Origin of the sequence: Lunatibacter salilacus, assembly GCF_009797935.1 — a bacterium.
GTDB lineage: Bacteria > Bacteroidota > Bacteroidia > Cytophagales > Cyclobacteriaceae > Lunatibacter > Lunatibacter salilacus.
The window spans coordinates 49,403-67,514 of record NZ_VOLC01000007.1 but is presented as its reverse complement, the minus strand read 5'-3'; the positions used below and the strand labels follow the sequence as shown (position 1 = coordinate 67,514).

General features: G+C 42.2%; 15 protein-coding genes and 1 tRNA gene. 14 read left to right on the top strand and 2 right to left on the bottom strand.

Features of this window, described 5'->3' with window-relative positions; translation table 11 throughout:
- Positions 1-160: 160 nt before the first annotated feature.
- The 9 genes from FQ608_RS11045 (at position 161) to FQ608_RS11005 (ending at position 8,040) form a co-directional block, all read left to right on the top strand.
- Entirely contained in the window at positions 161-1,738 is a 1,578-nt protein-coding gene (locus FQ608_RS11045) for an acyl-CoA carboxylase subunit beta (protein WP_158858297.1), read from the top strand.
- 303 nt (positions 1,739-2,041) lie between these two features.
- A complete protein-coding gene (locus FQ608_RS11040; RefSeq protein ID WP_158858296.1) occupies positions 2,042-2,653 on the top strand; it encodes a hypothetical protein in 612 nt (203 codons plus the stop codon).
- A 136-nt stretch (positions 2,654-2,789) separates the two neighbouring features.
- On the top strand, positions 2,790-2,957 hold the full coding sequence (locus FQ608_RS11035) for a hypothetical protein (protein WP_158858295.1): 168 nt from the start codon (positions 2,790-2,792) through the stop codon (positions 2,955-2,957).
- Positions 2,958-3,130: 173 nt separating this feature from the next.
- Positions 3,131-4,198 carry a M42 family metallopeptidase gene (locus tag FQ608_RS11030; protein ID WP_158858294.1) on the top strand — a complete coding sequence of 356 codons (1,068 nt, stop codon included), beginning with the start codon at positions 3,131-3,133 and terminating at the stop codon, positions 4,196-4,198.
- 75 nt (positions 4,199-4,273) lie between these two features.
- A complete protein-coding gene (locus FQ608_RS11025) occupies positions 4,274-5,260 on the top strand; it encodes a 2-hydroxyacid dehydrogenase (RefSeq protein ID WP_158858293.1) in 987 nt (328 codons plus the stop codon).
- A gap of 9 nt (positions 5,261-5,269) precedes the next feature.
- Complete coding sequence (locus FQ608_RS11020) at positions 5,270-5,485, top strand: hypothetical protein (protein WP_158858292.1); 216 nt, start codon at positions 5,270-5,272, stop codon at positions 5,483-5,485.
- 46 nt (positions 5,486-5,531) lie between these two features.
- Positions 5,532-6,440, top strand: a complete 909-nt coding sequence (locus tag FQ608_RS11015; RefSeq protein WP_158858291.1) for a patatin-like phospholipase family protein — start codon at positions 5,532-5,534, stop codon at positions 6,438-6,440.
- A 99-nt stretch (positions 6,441-6,539) separates the two neighbouring features.
- On the top strand, positions 6,540-7,856 hold the full coding sequence (locus FQ608_RS11010; protein ID WP_158858290.1) for an amidohydrolase family protein: 1,317 nt from the start codon (positions 6,540-6,542) through the stop codon (positions 7,854-7,856).
- A gap of 102 nt (positions 7,857-7,958) precedes the next feature.
- Positions 7,959-8,040, top strand: a tRNA-Leu gene (locus FQ608_RS11005).
- A gap of 5 nt (positions 8,041-8,045) precedes the next feature.
- Here the strand turns inward: FQ608_RS11005 and FQ608_RS11000 are convergent.
- A complete protein-coding gene (locus FQ608_RS11000) occupies positions 8,046-9,137 on the bottom strand; it encodes an AI-2E family transporter (protein ID WP_158858289.1) in 1,092 nt (363 codons plus the stop codon).
- 190 nt (positions 9,138-9,327) lie between these two features.
- On the opposite strand from FQ608_RS11000, the gene FQ608_RS10995 reads away from it, so the two are divergent.
- The 4 genes from FQ608_RS10995 to FQ608_RS10980 all read left to right on the top strand — a co-directional run bounded on the left by FQ608_RS10995 (position 9,328) and on the right by FQ608_RS10980 (position 13,724).
- Positions 9,328-10,206: a PIG-L deacetylase family protein gene (locus FQ608_RS10995; protein ID WP_158858288.1), complete on the top strand. Its 879-nt coding sequence runs from the start codon at positions 9,328-9,330 to the stop codon at positions 10,204-10,206.
- Positions 10,207-10,290: 84 nt separating this feature from the next.
- Complete coding sequence (locus FQ608_RS10990) at positions 10,291-11,049, top strand: SDR family NAD(P)-dependent oxidoreductase (RefSeq protein WP_158858287.1); 759 nt, start codon at positions 10,291-10,293, stop codon at positions 11,047-11,049.
- Between the two features lie 137 nt (positions 11,050-11,186).
- Positions 11,187-12,047, top strand: a complete 861-nt coding sequence (locus tag FQ608_RS10985) for a fumarylacetoacetate hydrolase family protein (RefSeq protein ID WP_158858286.1) — start codon at positions 11,187-11,189, stop codon at positions 12,045-12,047.
- 123 nt (positions 12,048-12,170) lie between these two features.
- Entirely contained in the window at positions 12,171-13,724 is a 1,554-nt protein-coding gene (locus FQ608_RS10980) for a M81 family metallopeptidase (protein ID WP_234364171.1), read from the top strand.
- Between the two features lie 5 nt (positions 13,725-13,729).
- Here FQ608_RS10980 and FQ608_RS10975 read toward each other — a convergent pair whose 3' ends face one another.
- Entirely contained in the window at positions 13,730-16,225 is a 2,496-nt protein-coding gene (locus FQ608_RS10975; RefSeq protein ID WP_158858285.1) for a mechanosensitive ion channel family protein, read from the bottom strand.
- 324 nt (positions 16,226-16,549) lie between these two features.
- Between FQ608_RS10975 and FQ608_RS10970 the strand changes: the two genes are divergently transcribed.
- Entirely contained in the window at positions 16,550-18,037 is a 1,488-nt protein-coding gene (locus FQ608_RS10970) for a Do family serine endopeptidase (protein WP_158858284.1), read from the top strand.
- Positions 18,038-18,112: the final 75 nt, after the last annotated feature.

Below are 18,112 nucleotides of genomic sequence, written 5' to 3'. Positions count from 1 at the left end.
TTTTTATATAGTTATTCACCGAAGGATTTAGGTAAATAATGGTGGGGGTTAGTTGATTGTCCCATCCAACGCGGTTTTGGGTATTTGAAAAAGGGTATAAAATTAGGCAATGATTTTTCTGCTAGCAGGGAGCTACTTATATTTGGTCAAACCTAAATATATGAAAAAGAACCAAACCCCAAACCCCCAACCCCAAAGTTCAAAGATTGGTATTCTTCAGCAAAAGAATAAAGAGGCTTTGCAGGGCGGAGGTCCCAAGCGGGTGGAGGCGCAACATGCCAAGGGAAAATTAACTTCCCGCGAGCGCGTGGGCTTTTTATTGGATCCGGGATCCTTCCAGGAGTTGGACAAATTTGTAGTTCATCGTGGTACTGATTTTGGTATAGATAAAGAGAAATACCTGGGAGATGGAGTTATTACCGGATTTGGGACAATCAACGGGAGATTGGTATATGTGTTTTCCCAAGATTTTACCGTGTTTGGCGGGTCACTTTCAGAAACCCACGCAGAAAAGATTTGCAAAATCATGGACATGGCTATGAAAAACGGAGCTCCCGTGATCGGCCTCAATGATTCAGGCGGGGCACGTATTCAAGAAGGAGTAAGTTCTTTGGGTGGTTATGCGGATATTTTTTATAGAAATACGCGGGCTTCGGGAGTGATCCCACAGTTGTCTGCCATCATGGGCCCCTGTGCGGGCGGAGCCGTTTATTCCCCAGCTATTACTGACTTTGTTTTGATGGTGGAGCATACTTCCTACATGTTTGTGACCGGTCCCAATGTGGTGAAAACCGTCACCCAGGAAAACGTCAGTGCCGAGGATCTAGGTGGGGCATCTGCCCACAGTACAAAAAGTGGTGTGACGCATTTCTCATGTGCCAATGAAATTGACTGCATAGATCATCTGAAAAAATTACTTAGTTATATCCCCCAAAACTGTGAAGAAGAAGCTCCGGCGTTGGCCTACACCCCTGCATCCAGTGAGGAAAGGGAGGAGTTGGATGACCTTGTGCCGGAAAACCCCAATCAGCCCTATGACATGAGGGAGGTTATTGAGGGCATTGCTGATGAGGGAAGTTTTTTTGAAGTGCACCGGGAATTTGCTGAAAATGTCGTGGTAGGATTTGCCCGGCTAGGTGGCAAGAGTATTGGAGTTGTGGGCAATCAGCCTGCGGTTATGGCAGGGGTGTTGGATATCCATTCTTCTGTCAAAGCAGCCCGCTTTGTCCGATTTTGCGACAGCTTCAATATTCCATTGCTTGTACTAGTGGATGTCCCGGGTTTCTTGCCGGGTACGGATCAGGAGTGGAACGGAATCATCACCAACGGAGCCAAGTTGCTGTATGCATTTTCAGAAGCTACCGTTCCTCGAATTACGGTTATCACCCGAAAGGCCTACGGTGGTGCTTATGATGTAATGAATTCCAAGCATATAGGTGCTGACCTGAATTTTGCCTGGCCTACTGCGGAAATTGCTGTGATGGGTGCAAAGGGTGCCGCGGAAATTATTTTTAAACGGGAAATAGCCGTTGCAGAAGATCCGGAGCTGAAGTTAAAGGAAAAGATAGATGAGTTTACCGAAAAATTCGCCAATCCATATTCTGCTGCGGAGCGTGGATTTATCGATGAAGTCATTCTTCCCCGGGAAACCCGTTCCCGCCTGCTGAGGGCGTTTCGGATGCTTGAAAATAAGGTTGATACACTCCCCCGGAAAAAGCATGGGAATATGCCGCTATAAGAAGGTTTTAAAGGCAATTGCAGGACAACTACAAGGCACCCCGGTTTCTACCTGAGAAAAACCAACAACACGGAGGTGTTTGACAAAGTTGGGAATGCCTGAATAGCAAAGCAACCTGAACGCTAAGATCTGGGAATTGGGGGTAATAGACTTTTAGAAAGGTTTGTAAGAAAAATAAAAGTTGGTGAAACCAGATCCAGATCAAGGCAGCCAATAGGGGATATAGAGATTGGAAAATTCAGGTCAATAAAAGTGTTGGCAATAATAATTATTCCAAAAATGTCTAACCTATAAGAAAAAACTATGAGAACGACACAATTATTTGTAGAAATATTAATAACCGGATTTGGAGGAATAGCTTGGATATTAATATTTATATGCTCTATTTGCGGAATTAACTTAGATCATATTTTAAACTATAATTATTCAACATTTTATATTATTCCAGTCACTGGTTTTGCTTATGTCCTTGGGATTTTAATTGATAGATTAGGATATCAGTTATTCGTTAAGTATGAAAAAAAGAATATTCCTATAGTTTTTAAGAATTGCGCAGATTATCCGAAAGATAAAAAAGGAATAACTTATGCAAAGCCAATAATTACTTATATAATGCACAAATCAAAGCATTTGAATGACCAGATGATTTATAATAGAACAAGACTTAGATTAACTCGTTCTTGGACACTAAATTTTTTCTTTATAGCCTTAAGTTTGTTAACCTATTATTTAACTCAAGATAATAGAAATAGTGAAATTTTCATGGTTTTATCGATATTAACAATTGTATTATGCATTTATTCTTTTTTTATTTGGAAGATATTAGCAAAAGATTATTATAAAAATATTAAATCTAGTTATGATTTATTGAAAGAAGGAAAATGGATAAGTAAAGAAGATATTGTGAACAATTAAAAATGACTATTGCTAACGGCGTATATAATTAATTGCGGTTTATGCTTTGAAATTAAGCACCATCACCCCACAAAAACCTCTGGAATAGCGAATAGCACTTCTTTAGAAAGCTCATCGAAGTTTTTAGGCGGAGTGAATGGAAAAATTAGCAAATAACGGTCCAAAGTTCGAAGATTTAGTCAAAAGCTTTTCCCCAAGCTCCAAAGTATCAGATAAAGAAAGTACAGAACTAGGAGGGCTTTTTGGAAATGATGTAGCTATGAAATCTTTTGGGGTTATGGACGCTTTGAAGGCTTACTACTAAAGAAGTATAACCGAACCCCAATCTTAACGTTCAGGTAGTCCCTTCATTTGAAACCTGTCTTTGTTAAACCATTTTGCTTTGCATATCATCCAGTAGTAGCTTTTTTAAGCTTTGACTGTAAAAAAAAATGGGTAATTTTGATCTTTACCCTAATATGATAATATAACTATTTCATGCAAAACAACGAAAAATTTCTATACAAGTATTTAAACAACGCATCTCCTACCGGATATGAGGCCTCGGGCCAGCAGATTTGGTTGGATTATTTGAAGCCTTTTGTGGATGATCATTTTACGGATGCCTATGGCTCCGCAGTCGGGGTGATCAATCCCAAATCGGATTTTAAGGTGGTTATAGAAGCCCATGCCGATGAGATCAGCTGGTTTGTAAACTATATAACGCCCGAAGGCTACATTTATGTGGCCCGAAACGGAGGCTCAGATCACCAAATCGCCCCGTCCATGCGGGTAAACATACATACTGATAACAAAATTATTCAAGGGGTATTTGGATGGCCAGCCATCCATGTACGGGATAAGGCCAAAGAAGAGCCTCCAAAAATGGACAATATTTTCCTCGACGTGGGGGCAAGATCTAAGGATGAAGTTCTCGAAATGGGAATTCACGTGGGATGCGTGGCTACCTTTCAGGATGAATTGACCGAATTGAACGGTAAGTTTTATACAGGCAGGGCACTGGATAACCGAATCGGCGGGTATATGATAGCGGAAGTAGCCCGAAAGTTGAAGGAGGAAAAGATAGACCTTCCTTTTGGACTGTATATCGTCAATGCTGTGCAGGAGGAAATCGGTCTGCGCGGGGCAGAAATGATTGCCGCCAATATCAAACCAAATGTAGCCATCATCACCGATGTATGTCATGACACAACCTCACCCATGTACAATAAGGTGGCAAGCGGCGATTATACCGCTGGCAATGGCCCCGTTCTTACAGTAGGTGCTGCTGTACACAAAAAATTGCTGGATCTGATTATTGCCTCAGCCAGAAAGCGGGAAATTCCTTTTCAGCGGTCTGCCTCATCACGCAGTACAGGAACCGATACCGATGCATTTGCCTATTCCAATGGGGGGGTTCCTTCAGCCCTAATATCCTTGCCAATCAAATACATGCACACTACGGTAGAGACTGCAAGTAAATCGGATATTAACCATGTCATTTCTTTAATGTGTGGCTTCCTTCAGGATTTCGATCAGAAATTTGATTTCAGGTACGTTAAATAGGTTAGGTTAATTGACGGTATCTTTTGAATCGGGATCAACTGATTTGATGGATACTGTCCAATATTAAATTTTAGTATGGAAAGAAAAAAGGTGTTTATCAACAAAATTATTCCTGAACTAGGCCTGAGGTTACTGGATGAGGCAGGCATTGACTATACCGTATGGAAGGAAAAGCCGGTATTGGACAGGGATCAGGCAATCTTGTTTTGCAAGGGACACGATGCCTTTATCAGTGCCGGACAAAGTGGCCTCGATGCGGATTTTTTCAAACAATGCAGTCATCTCAAGGTAGTCGCCCTTCATTCGGTAGGCTTTGATGGGGTAGATATTTCTGCTGCTACCGCTCAGGGGGTACCCATTGGCAATACCCCAAATGTTCTTAATCGTGCCACTGCGGAAACTGCTTTATTGCTTATGTTGACGGTAGCGAGAAAGGCTCTCTTTTTACATAAAAAAATCCAAAAAGGTGAATGGGCTATCAGCCAACCTACCCAGGATCTTGGCGTAGATATCGCCGGGAAGACTTTGGGGATAGTTGGTTTGGGAAGAATAGGGACTGAATTAGCTAGAATGTGTGCTAAGTCTTGGGGAATGAAGATTATTTACCACAACCGAAGTCAAAACGAGGAAGCGGAACAAGAACTTGGTGCTAAGTTGGTAAGCTTCGAGGAATTGCTCGCACAGAGTGATATAATTTCGGTACATACCGCACTCACCGAGGAAACAAAGGGTATGTTCGGTTACGAGCAGTTTAAAAAAATGAAATCCTCAGCGATATTTGTCAATACGGCAAGGGGTGGCGTTCATCGGGAGGAGGAGTTGATTCGGGCCCTCAATGAAAATGTTATTTGGGGAGCAGGGCTTGATGTCACCAATCCGGAACCAATGAACCCGGATAATCCGCTGCTGGAAATGGAAAATGCCGTTGTATTTCCCCATATAGGTTCTTCTACGTTTGAGACGAGAAATGAAATGGCCCGTTGTGCAGCAGAAAACATCATCGCGGGACTAAAAGGGGAACGGCTTCCGTACCCTGTGAATCCGGAAGTTTTCGGAAAATGAGGAATTTAGGTGGATCAAAGGTACAGTCCTTCACAAGATCCCTTGTTTGCCATTTTTGAGAATTCATCCAATGGTATGATTCAAATTTTGGGAAAAAGCACCACCTATGTCGGACTTTCTCCATGGGATTTTGGGTATCCGCTTGCGGAAAAGGAATATATTCAACCTGAAATTACTTTGAGGAAACTACAGTTTAATAATATCATATTAATTGGAAATCCGTAAAGTTATACCAAATATAAAAGACCTAAAAATAATTAAAAAGCGTTAAATGAGAGCATTAGTAATATCTGGAGGAGGAAGTAAGGGTGCATTTGCCGGTGGCATTGCGGAATTTTTAATAAAGGCTTGTGGCTATCAGTATGATTTGTTTCTGGGGACATCTACTGGGAGCTTATTGGTACCTTTACTCTCTATTGGCGAGATTGACAAAATCAAGGCGATCTATACTTCTGTTACGCAAAATCAGATATTCGATGTATCTCCTTTTTACATTACGGAGGAAGATGGTGTCAAACATATCAAAATCAATCACTTTAACACGGTGAAAATGTTTATCAGGGGAAGGAAAACATTTGGGGAAAGTATGGCGCTGTTGAAACTGATCAAAAAAATCATGACCCGTTATGATTTTGAGCGGATGCGGCAGGGGGATGCGGATGTTTACGTGACGGTTTCGAATTTGACCACCGGTGAAGTCGAATATAAGGCGCTAAAGTTGAGCACCTATGAGGATTTCTGTGAATGGATATGGGCTTCCGCGAACATGGTGCCTTTTATGAGTCTTTTGGAGAAAAACGGTTGCCAGTATGCTGATGGAGGCTTTGCCGATCTAGTCCCCATATCAGAGGCCATTTACCGTGGGGCTAGCGTTATTGATGTGATTGTATTGAAATCAAGCCAACCTAGGCAAAAAAAGGAAAACGTACGGAATGCATTGGAGCTTATGACCCGCACGTTTGATTTTATAATGAATCAGATAGCCAATGATGACATAAAAATCGGTAAGTTGGAAGGGGGACGGCGGAAGGTGGATTTGAATTTTTATTACCCGCCAGGCATATTGACAGAAAATTCGTTAATTTTTGACCCCGCAGAAATGAAACAATGGTGGAAGGATGGCTTTGCCTTTGCCAAAGAACAAAACCCGGTATGCAAATGCGTTGATGTAGGGGTGTAATTTTCTTTTGAATATATTTTGACATCCATGATTTTTTGAATTGCTTTTTAGGTGAAATCCAGTATCTTTCTTCATAGATCAGACCGCAAAACCAGCTATATGTATTTCCCTGTCCCTGAAAGAGTTTTCGTCATTTTCGGCATAACTTCAATGTTGATGGGTTCCTGCCGTCCGCAAATTGAAGAACAGCATGAAGCACAAATCCACATTCAGCCAATTAACCATGCAGAAATAGTCACAACTGAGGAAACCATTGCCATCCAATATGTCACTGTAATAGATGGTAGGGGAGGGGAAGCGTTGTCGGGATATACTGTAATTATTACCGATGGACTGATAACTGAGATAGGTCCTTCCAGCGAGGTCATGGTTCCGAATCAAGCGCATGTGATCGAGGGTTCTGGCAAGTTTTTGCTTCCGGGATTGATTGATGCCCATTTTCATCTGGACTTACTGAGGGGACTTCCCCATATGTTTCTTAAAAATGGAATCACATCCCTAAGGGATCCTGGGGCCTGGATAGAAGCCTATGGGAATGAACGGCGAAGAGGAAAAACCCTTCCCCGGCTCTTCCTTACAGGCCCTCACTTGGATATGTTTCCTCCTGCCCATCCACGGGATGCACTGATCGTAAGGGATGAGGAAGAGGTACGGCAACAAATCCGGAATTTGGCAGCAAAAGGAGCCTCAGCAATTAAAATCTATTACCGGATGTCGCTTGGGATGATACAAGCAGCGGCAGATGAATGCCGAAAATTGGGATTGCCTTCCACGGCCCATTTGGAAATTAGTGATGCGAGGGAGGTCATTCTGACTGGAGTGACGGGGATTGAACATGTTACATCATTTGGCCTTGCCCTAGTACCACCGTTTCAGGCAGAAGCCTACAAGCAGAAGGTGTTGGCAGATAACAATGCCCGCAGGGAAGGGCGATATGAGATGTGGAACCAGATGGACTTTGATACGGATCGGGAAAATGTAGTCCGTATATTTGAATTAATGGTGGAAAATAACGTTTTTCTCTGTCCTACCTTGGCAGTCTTTGAGCCTGAACCTGATTCAGAAGATTCAGTTCGGCGAGGTGGGTTTGCAAAAATGATGGAATTTACCCGACTAGCTCATAACCAAGGAGTAACGTTAGCCGTAGGATCGCATTCTTATGTACCCAATTCTGAATACGGTTGGGCGTATCACAGGGAGATGGAACTTCTTCAATCATGCGCAATGACTCCGTCAGAAATCATATATGCTGCTACGTATCAAAATGCCCGTTTCTTGAAAATAGAGGATCAAGTGGGTTCTATTGAGGTTGGTAAAAAGGCAGATCTACTGCTGCTCAATGCGGATCCCTATGCAGATATCAGCAATATGAAGGCCATAGATCGGGTAATGCTTAATGGTACCTGGGTAGAATAAACTCAATCTCAGAGAGATAAAAGAATGGAAAAATCAAGGGGTAATGTTTTTTTCCTTTTGCTTGTTAAGAACACATTATTTCCACATTTTTGGGGTAAATATGCGCACGTGGCGAAATTGGTAGACGCACTGTCTTCAGGTGGCAGCGCCTTCGGGTGTGAAGGTTCGAATCCTTTCGTGCGCACATATTTATTTTTTAAAGAGTTTCCGCTTAAATATTTTGAAAAAATTCTCCTGCTTTTCATGAATGGGAAAATCATCACCCAAAAGATATCCATACGGTCTAAATGTGGGAATCCTATCTAGGGTTATCTTTAGAATTCCCACCAAAGGTATCGATAAAACCATTCCCGATACCCCCCAAAGAGAACCGCCCAAAAGTATGGCAAGGATTACCGCCAATACATTTATTTGTACTTTTGAACCTACCACCACCGGGGTAATCAAATTATTTTCCACCAGTTGTATGCCCCAAAGAACTCCCAGCGTAAGAAGGGGGTAAAAAAGTGTGTCAGTTGTAAGAAAAACATACAAAATGACAAGCAATGAGCTAATGATGACCCCTATATAGGGGATTAGGTTCATAACAGCGATAAACAATGCAAAAAGCAGGTAATATTTTATATCCATGAAATAAAAGAAAGCTCCGGATAGTACCGTGACAATTCCGGTTACTTTAAACATTCCAATCAGGTATTGATGAATTATTTTCCCTGAATCTCCGACCCAGGTCAATATTTTTTCATTGCTCCGTTCAGATGCCTGTAGCAAGAAAGCAACAAAAAAATCCCGATAATAGAGCAACAGGAAAATAAACAAAGGGATAATTCCAATAAGGGTAATGGATTTCCCAGTATTGAATAGGGTCTGATTTATGTTTTCCCCGCTAATCCAATTGGAAAATAGGGAAGTCGGGTCGTCTTGTATTATCGCAATGCCTGTCATCTTCTCTATATCTACCAAGTATGATGAGAGTTTAGTTTGAAAGATCTCACCTATTTCGGGTATTTCTGCCAAGAGGTTGACCATTTGGTTGATCACCAAAAACAATACGCCAACAATGCTTACTGTGAAAATCACCAGCGTAGTAAATATGGCCAAACCTCTTGGAAATCGATTTTCCTCCAACCAATGGGATACAGGAAAAAGCGCAAACGCAAAAAATATTCCCCAAGTCAGGGGGATGAAAATAAAACTACCGTACCACAATATCAGATAGCTCAACGTAAAGGTAATCAATCCGTATGTGATCTGCTTCAGCCGATCAGGTGTATTCTCCATCAGAAATCTGGCGTAATGTTATATGTCTAAATTTATACATTTCTTTTGAAGAGACATGCCATTACCTGTTTTTTTGAGACTCAATAAAACTTTTTTTATTGTTCTACGGCCGATCAGCCTATTCGGATTGGTATCATTCACCTAAATGAGTATATTCACTTTTTACTTAATATTACCCATAAAACCGATTATGAAACTATTACTTATCTCTCTCACGCTCTTACTTTGCTTTTCTTTTCAATTTGCCGATGCACAGGATAAGCCATTGCGGATAATTATGATTGGTGCCCATCCGGATGACTGTGACATTAAAGGTGGTGGCACTGCCGCACTTTTTGTTTCCATGGGTCATGAGGTAAAGTTTGTTTCCGTGACCAACGGAGATGCGGGCCATATGGAAATGGGTGGTGGCATGTTGGCCAAAAGAAGAAAGGCGGAGACTGAAGAAGTAGCCCGTAGATTGGGAGTGACCTATGATGTGTTGGACAATCACGATGGAGAGCTGTTGGCCACTTTACCGATTCGAATGGATATCATAAGGCTGATCAGGGAATGGGATGCGGACGTTGTGATTTCCCATCGTACCAATGACTACCATCCCGATCACCGCTACACTGCCATTCTTGTACAGGATGCAGCCTACATGGTAGGAGTGCCCAATGTGGCAGCCGACGTTCCCCCACTGAAAAAAAATCCGGTTTTCCTCTATTTTCAGGACAACTTTCAAAAACCCAACCCGTTTTCCGCTGATATTTCGGTGGATATTACCTCGGTAATAGATAAAAAAATCGATGCCATGGATGCACATGTATCCCAGTTTTATGAGTGGCTGCCCTGGATAGGAGGCTATGCGGATGAGGTGCCGGAAGGAACAGAAGAGCGAAAAGCTTGGCTTAGAGACAAACGTTGGAGCAGTGTAAGTCCGGCAGCAAAACCAGCTTTGGAAAAATGGTACGGTGCTTCGAAAGCGTCCCAAGTGAAGTATGCTGAATCTTTTGAAATCTGCGAATATGGTAGCCGACCAACAGAACAGGATATAAAACGGCTTTTTCCTATGCTGGGAAAATAGAGAGATTATCAATCAGAAAGAGAAAGAACCCTAATTCCCAGTGTCAATACTTTTATTTCAATTAACTCAAAAAAATAAACTTCAATGAACAAAAAAAACGTGCTGGTCACCGGTGGTGCCAGCGGGATTGGACTGGCTATCACCAAGCGGTTTGCCAAAGAGGGTGCCAACGTGTATATCCTGGATTATAACAAGGCGTCAGGAGAAAATGTAGCAAAAGAACTCCAATCCGAAGGCTATTCCATTTCTTTTTTTCAAGCAGATGTTTCCAATCAGAATCAAATAAAGGAAGTTGTTGCCCAAATTTCCGGCAACATTGATGTTTTGATAAACAATGCCGGAGTCGCACATGTCGGTAATTTGGAGCAGACCATAGAAAGTGACCTAGACAGACTTTACAGCGTCAATATTAAGGGCGTTTACAACTGCTCGCAGGCAGTAATTGGCCGGATGAAGGAACAGGGAGGTGGCGTGATCATTAATATGGCTTCCGTAGCTGCTACGGTAGGAATTCCGGATAGATTTGCTTATTCCATGACAAAGGGGGCGGTACTGACCATGACGCTATCTATGGCAAGGGACTATGTGGAGCATAAAATACGTGTAAATGCCATTTCTCCCGCCAGGATTCATACCCCATTTGTGGATGGTTACCTCACCAAAACCTACCCGGGAAGAGAACAGGAAATGTTTGATAAGCTTGCAGCAACACAGCCTATAGGAAGAATGGGAATTCCCGAAGAAGTCGCCAACATGGCGTTTTTCCTAGCCTCGGACCAAGCGGAGTTCCTTACTGGAGCGGATTATCTGGTAGACGGAGGATTCTCGCAGTTAAAAATGTAACTGATTGTAACACTATAAATTAAACCCTGAAATCGAGCATGACGAAAGTCGTCACACACTAGGATGATTATTGCCATGCGAGATTCCACCTGCCTGACGGCAGTCAGGTGTGACCTTTGAAAAACAATTATAATCATATGAAACTAATACGATTTGGAAAAGCCGGAAAAGAAAAACCGGGAATAGAAACCGCAGAAGGAAAGCGGCTGGATGTAAGTGCATTTGGAACAGACTGGTCGGAGGAATTCCTCGGGGACGAGTCTGGCGTACAAAAGCTAGCTGAATGGCTGGAAGCGAATCAGGCTTCCTGTCCTGACATTGCTCCTGATGAGCGATTGGGACCACCTGTTTACAAGCCTTCAAAAATCATCTGTGTGGGATTAAATTATTCGCTTCACGCCAAGGAGAGCGGGATGGATGTTCCGCAGCAACCAGTCTTGTTTATGAAAGCGACTTCTTCCCTTTCAGGGCCATTCGATACCATCGTTATTCCCAAAAATTCCGAAGCTACGGATTGGGAGGTCGAATTGGCCATCGTGATCGGTAAAAAAGCCAGCTATGTGTCCGTAGAGGATGCCTATGACCATATTGCTGGCTATGCTCTTCACAACGATGTGAGCGAGCGGGACTTTCAATTAAAACATGGTGGACAATGGGTAAAAGGCAAAAGCTGTGATACTTTTGCCCCACTTGGACCATTTCTAGTCACAAGGGATGAAATCCCAGATCCCAATAACCTGAGACTTTGGCTTAAGGTAAATGGAAAAACTGTTCAAGATAGCAGCACTTCTGACCTGGTATTTAATGTGCCCACCTTGGTGAGCTATATCAGTCAGTATATGACGCTGCTTCCAGGTGACATCATTAGTACGGGCACGCCATCCGGAGTAGGTATGGGCTTCAAGCCTCCGGTTTACCTGAAAGAAGGAGACGAAGTGGAATTAGGCGTTAAAGGCTTGGGTGTTTCCAGGCAAACTGTGGTAAATTACAAAGGCTAATAATCCTTTTCTAAAAATAAAGAGACATGTCGGAAGGCATGTCTCTTTTCAATTTAGAATGGTTTGGATTCTGAAACTATTTGAAATAGGAAATGAAAGCATGGAAAGCTAAATGGAAGGATAATGAGAGACGTTAATAAATATATGCCCAAAAATAAGGTTAGCCTCCTACCAAAAAGTCGAACCTCCGGCAAATTACGCATCGGTATTTTGGGTATTTACCACGAGTCAAATACGTTCTTACCATCCTCAACAGAATGGCCTGACTTTGAAAATGGTCACCTGTTAACTGGCAATAAAATTTGTGAGGAGTATAGATCTGCTTTTCATGAAATAGGGGGGATTTTGGAGGTGTTGGAGAAAGAGGATACCTTAGAAATAATCCCTATTTTGTATGCCGAAGCCACGCCTAGTGGAACGATAAGCTCCGGTACAGCGGATAAGCTGATGGAAACTTTACATGATCAACTGCTTAAATCTCTGCCTTTGGATGGGTTGATGGTGGTGCCTCATGGTGCGGCTGTAGCGGTTGGGATTCCTGATTTTGACGGGCATTGGCTTTCATGGGTTCGTTCTCAGGTAGGTCCGGATATGCCCATAGTTGGCACCATCGATCCGCATTGTAATTTGAGTCAGCAAATGGTGGATGCAGTGAACGCCCTAGTAGCCTACAAAACCAACCCGCATATAGATCAACGGGAAGTTGGCAAAGAGGCGGCTGGAATTCTGCTCGATGCATTGTCAGGTAGGCGCAAACCTAAAATGAAGGCGGTTCAATTGCCTATGGCCATAAGTATTGAAATGCAGCATACCGGTTCCAGCCCCTGCTTGGAATTATATCAATTGTCAGCACGTTTGGCTGCACGACCTGGGATCATGTCTACCAGCATCGTCTTGGGGTTTCCCTATGCGGATGTACCAGAGATGGGCAGCAGTCTGATAGTGGTTTCCGATGGAGATGATGCTTTAGCACTGGTAACCTTGATTGAATTGCAGCGGCATATGGAAAATCATCATTGCGATTTTTCCGGTAAAAAAATCGGATTGGAAGATTTGATTCCTGAAATAAGCGAAGCTGAAAAACCCCTGTTACTTTTAGATATGGGAGATAATGTAGGTGGAGGTTCACCGGGGGACAGTACTTTTTTATTAAAAATTCTTGAGGACAATGAATTGGGTAGATCCTTTGTTTGCATCTATGATCCGGAGGCGGTTGGATTACTTAAAGCATTTAAGCCCGAGGACAATATCTCGGTGAAAGTGGGTGGAAAAACAGACCGCAATCATGGTGACCCTGTACTGCTGAAAGGAAAGTTGCTGAGAACAGTGTTGGGTAAATTTACCGAGAATCAGCCCCGGCATGGAGGCCAGGTGAATTTTGATATGGGGGAGACAGCCATTGTTGAAACTATAGAAGGAAATACAGTTATGGTAACCTCCCGCAGGGTGGTGCCTTTTAGCCTACAGCAACTTATTCAATCGGGTATCAATCCCGAGGATTATCAGATATTAGTAGCTAAAGGAGTGAATGCACCTTTGGCGGCATATATGCCTGTATGTAAACAGCTGATTCGGGTAAATACCCCGGGAGTGACACGTGCCGATATGCAAAACCTGCCGTATAAAAACAGAAGAAAACCCCTCTTTCCCTTTGAACCGATGCCGCTTTCTTTATGAAATGTTTAGATTTCTTCTTTTGAATCAGAAGGCTTGTCAGATATGTCAGTTCTGACATGAATATCCCGCTGGGGAAATGGGATTTCGATGCCTGAAGCGTCGAAGGCTAAATAGGTATCCAGCATGACTTGATTTTTAACTCCGAGCCAGGTGTCGAAATTACTTACCCAAAAAAGCAGCCTGAATTCTACCGCACTGTCGGCAAAGTTGTGTACAAATACCCGAGGCTCTGGTAGGGAGAGAATTTCATTTTTTTTCATAACTTCCAAAAGGACTTCCTGCACCAACTTAAGGTTTGAACCATAAGCGACCCCGATAATGATTTCAATTCTCCTTTTCCGGTCAGAAAGCGTCCAATTGATCAAATGTTGGGACAGAAGATCACCGTTTGGGATAATTACCTCGGATCCGTCATAGGATTGTAATGTGCTGGAACGTATGCCGACTTCCTTTACAACGCCTGATCGGCCGCCCACCTCAATGGCATCTCCGATTTGTATGGGTCTTTCAAATGCCAGGATGATTCCTGATACCAGATTGTTAACAATGGTCTGTAGACCAAAACCAATACCCACACTGAGCGCACCAAGGACAATGGCCAGCTTGTCCAACGAAATCCCGGAAAATGTCAACGCTGCAAAAAAACCAACAATCAATACCGCCAACCGGATCAGCAGGATGGATGAGCCAAGACGCTTATCACGCAAGTCGGCTTTTTCACTGTCCTTAATGGTGGCAAAATAGGCGATATTTTTAGCGAGAACGGAAGCAACCCAAATGACAAGTATAAAAACTAGAATACTCCCGAAAGTAAAAGAACTATTTCCTATGGTGCGTTCTTCGGAAAGGAAGGTTGAAATGGTATTAAAAATATAATCATCAATGGAAAGATTTAACGTCAAAAAATAGACCCACATGAATACAGCTAGGGTTATAAAAATTTTGTTTAATCGGCGATATATGTTTTTGTAGTTGAGATAATTGGTGAATTCTTTTTGGTTGGACTGGGCTACTTCAGACTGAAGGTATAAGGCTTCCATGATCACCAGAACGAACATATACAAACTTATCGCCTGCATGGTACTCAAGGTAGAGGTTACGGCTAATAACTTCCCAAGACTAAACCTCCCGAACAGTTGAAACAAAACTGAAAGTGATTGCATTGAAAGGTAAAGGTAGATTAGGTAGATCAAATATTGGGGATAATGATCGGGCTTTTTGCTGATAAGGTGAAGTGCATTCAGTCCAATGGCAATGCCAATAACGGACAGGCCGATGAGATAAAACCTTTCTTGAAAGGAATGTTCAATCAACTGGTTGCTGACTCCAAAAATAACTAGGCTGAGCACCATAAAAACCCAAAGCCGAAACACCTTGGTAAATAGGACTTGTCTAAGGAGAATGGTAGAGCAAGCTGCCATTCCGAAGAGGCTTGAAAAAATCACCGTGTTTGGTGGATAGGGCAATATATATGGTGTCAAAGTTAATATGCTCAGGAAAGTACATATTAATGGAGAAAATGTAAGATAGTTGGTACGTTCAAGAATGACGGTTGAAAATTCTTTTTCTCTTGAAATGGTTTTTATTAGCCAGGTAAACCATATATAAAGTCCGATACCCAGAAAAATAATGAGTACAGCATAGGAAATATTCCGATTTAGGTAGCTCCTTAAAATAACCTTGTTCAAGGTAAGTGAATCCGTTAATAGGGATAAAATGGGGTCGGATTCGCCTGTGGCCTCTTTTTGCCAAATGTAGGGAGATTCTTTTTGCAATAGGCGACTTCGGATGAGTTGCCGCTTTTCCCTGACCTCGTCTTTTACATCATTGATGCCGATAACCAGACCTGACAATTTGCTTTGAAGATCAATCGCAAAGGAATGATGATGCCTATATACACTGTCAGTTTTGTTCAATCTAGTATATAGTAGGTCCCACTGGAGGTTTAAGATAGGCAGGGCGACAGAATCTACGAATGAAACTCTCTCATTATAACTATTTCGAATTTCTACAATGTTCCTACCTATTTCCAAGTAATTTTCAGTCCTCTTGTTTATTTCATTTTGCCATCGGTTTACTTGAACGCCATATCCGTCCATCAAATTTTCAAGTTCGTTGAGGTATTGAAGGTTGAAGCTTATTTCCGCAGATTCAAAACTTTCGTTAATGCGTTCTATGATGCGTTCAATGATGGGTATTTCAACAGATAAATATGTCGTGTCGTAAACCCTAAGCAGTCGGCTTCTTCCTACCTGGAGTTGTTCAAAATAAGTCTCATTGCGCCGGATTATTTCTTCTAGGGTCAGTGGCCGTTGTGTAAGGGAATCCGACATTATGACAGTATCTGTTTTGTCCAAACCGACACTGCTGATTAAATTGTCCAATGTTTGGGCTTCCGTAGAAGATGAAAGTACAAGAATTAAAATCCAAACCTTCGCAAAAAAGGAAAATAACTGTTTGGCATGGGATGAAAAAACCAACGATTGTGAAATGTGTTTCAAGAGATATAGGTAATTAACAAGAAAATTGCGCAAAAAATATTACATTTAGTAGTTATTTCTTAAAAAAGATTAGACAGAATTGTATGCGTTTAACATTTCAAAAATTGATCGTTGTACAATGTTCTCGAAAAACCAAACATGATGGCATGATTATGGTTCAATAGATGGAATGGTCGGTGATTAGTTGTGATTTGGCCAAAGTATTCCCCATGTTATGGTTAAAAGGTGTTAAAAACTTTAGTTAAACGGGAGGTGGCATCGTTTTGGAAGAACCATTTTCAAAATATTTCGTGGTAATAGTGAATTTAAAAGAAAGGTAAAAAAATGAGCAAAAAACAGTTTTTCTTAGGAATCGTTCTCGCTTCCTTAATAGGAGGGGTCGTCGCTTTATTGGGAGTGAGCTTACTCCAGACAAACCAAACCTCAACAACTGAATTTGCTGAGCGGCAAAGTGCGAGTTTTGTCAATTGGTTAAATGACGACAAGTTTATTGTTCCTGAGGGAATAAACTTTGTGGCGGCGGCTGAGGTGGTAACCCCTGCGGTAGTGCACGTCAGCAGCTCTGTTTCAGTTACTAGCAGGCAAGGGGGGGTAGATCCACTAGAAGAGTTCTTCGGCTTTAGATCTCCTTCACCGAGAGGTGAGGCACCTCCGAGAGAAGGCAGAAGCTCCGGTTCAGGAGTGTTAATTTCTCAAGACGGGTACATTGTGACTAATAATCACGTGATCGAAAATGCAACAAAAGTTGACATCACGTTAGAGGATAATAGAAGGTATGTGGCGAAAGTTGTTGGAACAGATCCAACTACCGATTTGGCCCTGCTGAAAATCGAAGAATCAGGACTTCCTTTTATTCCATTTGGTGATTCAGATATAGCTAAGGTAGGTGAATGGGTATTGGCCGTGGGAAATCCCTACGAGCTTAACTCTACCGTAACAGCGGGTATTATCAGTGCCAAGGCAAGGAATATCCGGATTTTAAGGGATGAGAATAATTTGCAGGTTGAATCATTTATTCAAACAGATGCCGCTGTAAATCCGGGAAATTCCGGAGGACCTTTAGTCAACCTATCAGGTGAAATAATCGGAATAAACACTGCGATTGCTTCCAGAACAGGAGGGTTTAGCGGGTATTCATTTGCTGTACCGAGTGCCATCGTGAAAAAGGTCACTGAAGACTTATTAGAATATGGAACAGTACAAAGGGGACTTATTGGAGTAAGTATTCAGGATATTAGTCCTCAATTGGAAGCTAGCGAAGGAATTAAAATAAAAGCCAGCCGTGGAGTATATGTGGCTGGAGTTAATGAAGGAAGTGGTGGAGAAGAAGCGGGTCTTCAGAAAGGCGACGTGATTATCGGAATTGATGGCTATAATACATATACCACTTCCGCGCTGCAGGAAAGAGTTGCCCGTAAGCGTCCGGGTGATACGGTAGACATCAAATTTCTGAGAGATGGAAAGGAAATGAATGCCACAGCAACGCTGAAAAATTTTTCCGGAACAACTAAAGTAGTTGTCAAAGAAGTGCCAAAACGCGAGGAATTTGAAGGAGTGGTTTTTGAAGACATCAAAAACAATGTGAAGGAAAGACTGGATATTGAGGGAGGAGCTTCCATTACTAGTATAGAAAATGAACAATGGACGGAAGCAGGGCTGAAGCCTGGATTCATCATCACGAAGATTGGTAGAATTAGGATCAACTCCGCGGAAGAAGTGAGCGAAGCACTTAAAAACTACAAAGGTGAGGAAGTGAGTATTTTAGGAGTTTATCCCAACGGGCAGCGATCGTATTACGATATCAAACCTTAATTAAACACGCATTTATTACTCTCTGACAAAAGGCCGTTCTTTAGGGAATGGCCTTTTTCATTCCTATTAGTTTTG

What these genes read in the sequence shown, in the direction of transcription:
- FQ608_RS11045 (WP_158858297.1), top strand. Translation starts at nt 161, where the DNA reads ATGAAAAAGAACCAAACCCCAAACCCCCAACCCCAAAGTTCAAAGATT.
- FQ608_RS11040 (WP_158858296.1), top strand. Translation starts at nt 2,042, where the DNA reads ATGAGAACGACACAATTATTTGTAGAAATATTAATAACCGGATTTGGA.
- FQ608_RS11035 (WP_158858295.1), top strand. Translation starts at nt 2,790, where the DNA reads ATGGAAAAATTAGCAAATAACGGTCCAAAGTTCGAAGATTTAGTCAAA.
- FQ608_RS11030 (WP_158858294.1), top strand. Translation starts at nt 3,131, where the DNA reads ATGCAAAACAACGAAAAATTTCTATACAAGTATTTAAACAACGCATCT.
- FQ608_RS11025 (WP_158858293.1), top strand. Translation starts at nt 4,274, where the DNA reads ATGGAAAGAAAAAAGGTGTTTATCAACAAAATTATTCCTGAACTAGGC.
- FQ608_RS11015 (WP_158858291.1), top strand. Translation starts at nt 5,532, where the DNA reads ATGAGAGCATTAGTAATATCTGGAGGAGGAAGTAAGGGTGCATTTGCC.
- FQ608_RS11010 (WP_158858290.1), top strand. Translation starts at nt 6,540, where the DNA reads ATGTATTTCCCTGTCCCTGAAAGAGTTTTCGTCATTTTCGGCATAACT.
- FQ608_RS11000 (WP_158858289.1), bottom strand. Translation starts at nt 9,137, where the DNA reads ATGGAGAATACACCTGATCGGCTGAAGCAGATCACATACGGATTGATT.
- FQ608_RS10995 (WP_158858288.1), top strand. Translation starts at nt 9,328, where the DNA reads ATGAAACTATTACTTATCTCTCTCACGCTCTTACTTTGCTTTTCTTTT.
- FQ608_RS10990 (WP_158858287.1), top strand. Translation starts at nt 10,291, where the DNA reads ATGAACAAAAAAAACGTGCTGGTCACCGGTGGTGCCAGCGGGATTGGA.
- FQ608_RS10985 (WP_158858286.1), top strand. Translation starts at nt 11,187, where the DNA reads ATGAAACTAATACGATTTGGAAAAGCCGGAAAAGAAAAACCGGGAATA.
- FQ608_RS10980 (WP_234364171.1), top strand. Translation starts at nt 12,171, where the DNA reads ATGAGAGACGTTAATAAATATATGCCCAAAAATAAGGTTAGCCTCCTA.
- FQ608_RS10970 (WP_158858284.1), top strand. Translation starts at nt 16,550, where the DNA reads ATGAGCAAAAAACAGTTTTTCTTAGGAATCGTTCTCGCTTCCTTAATA.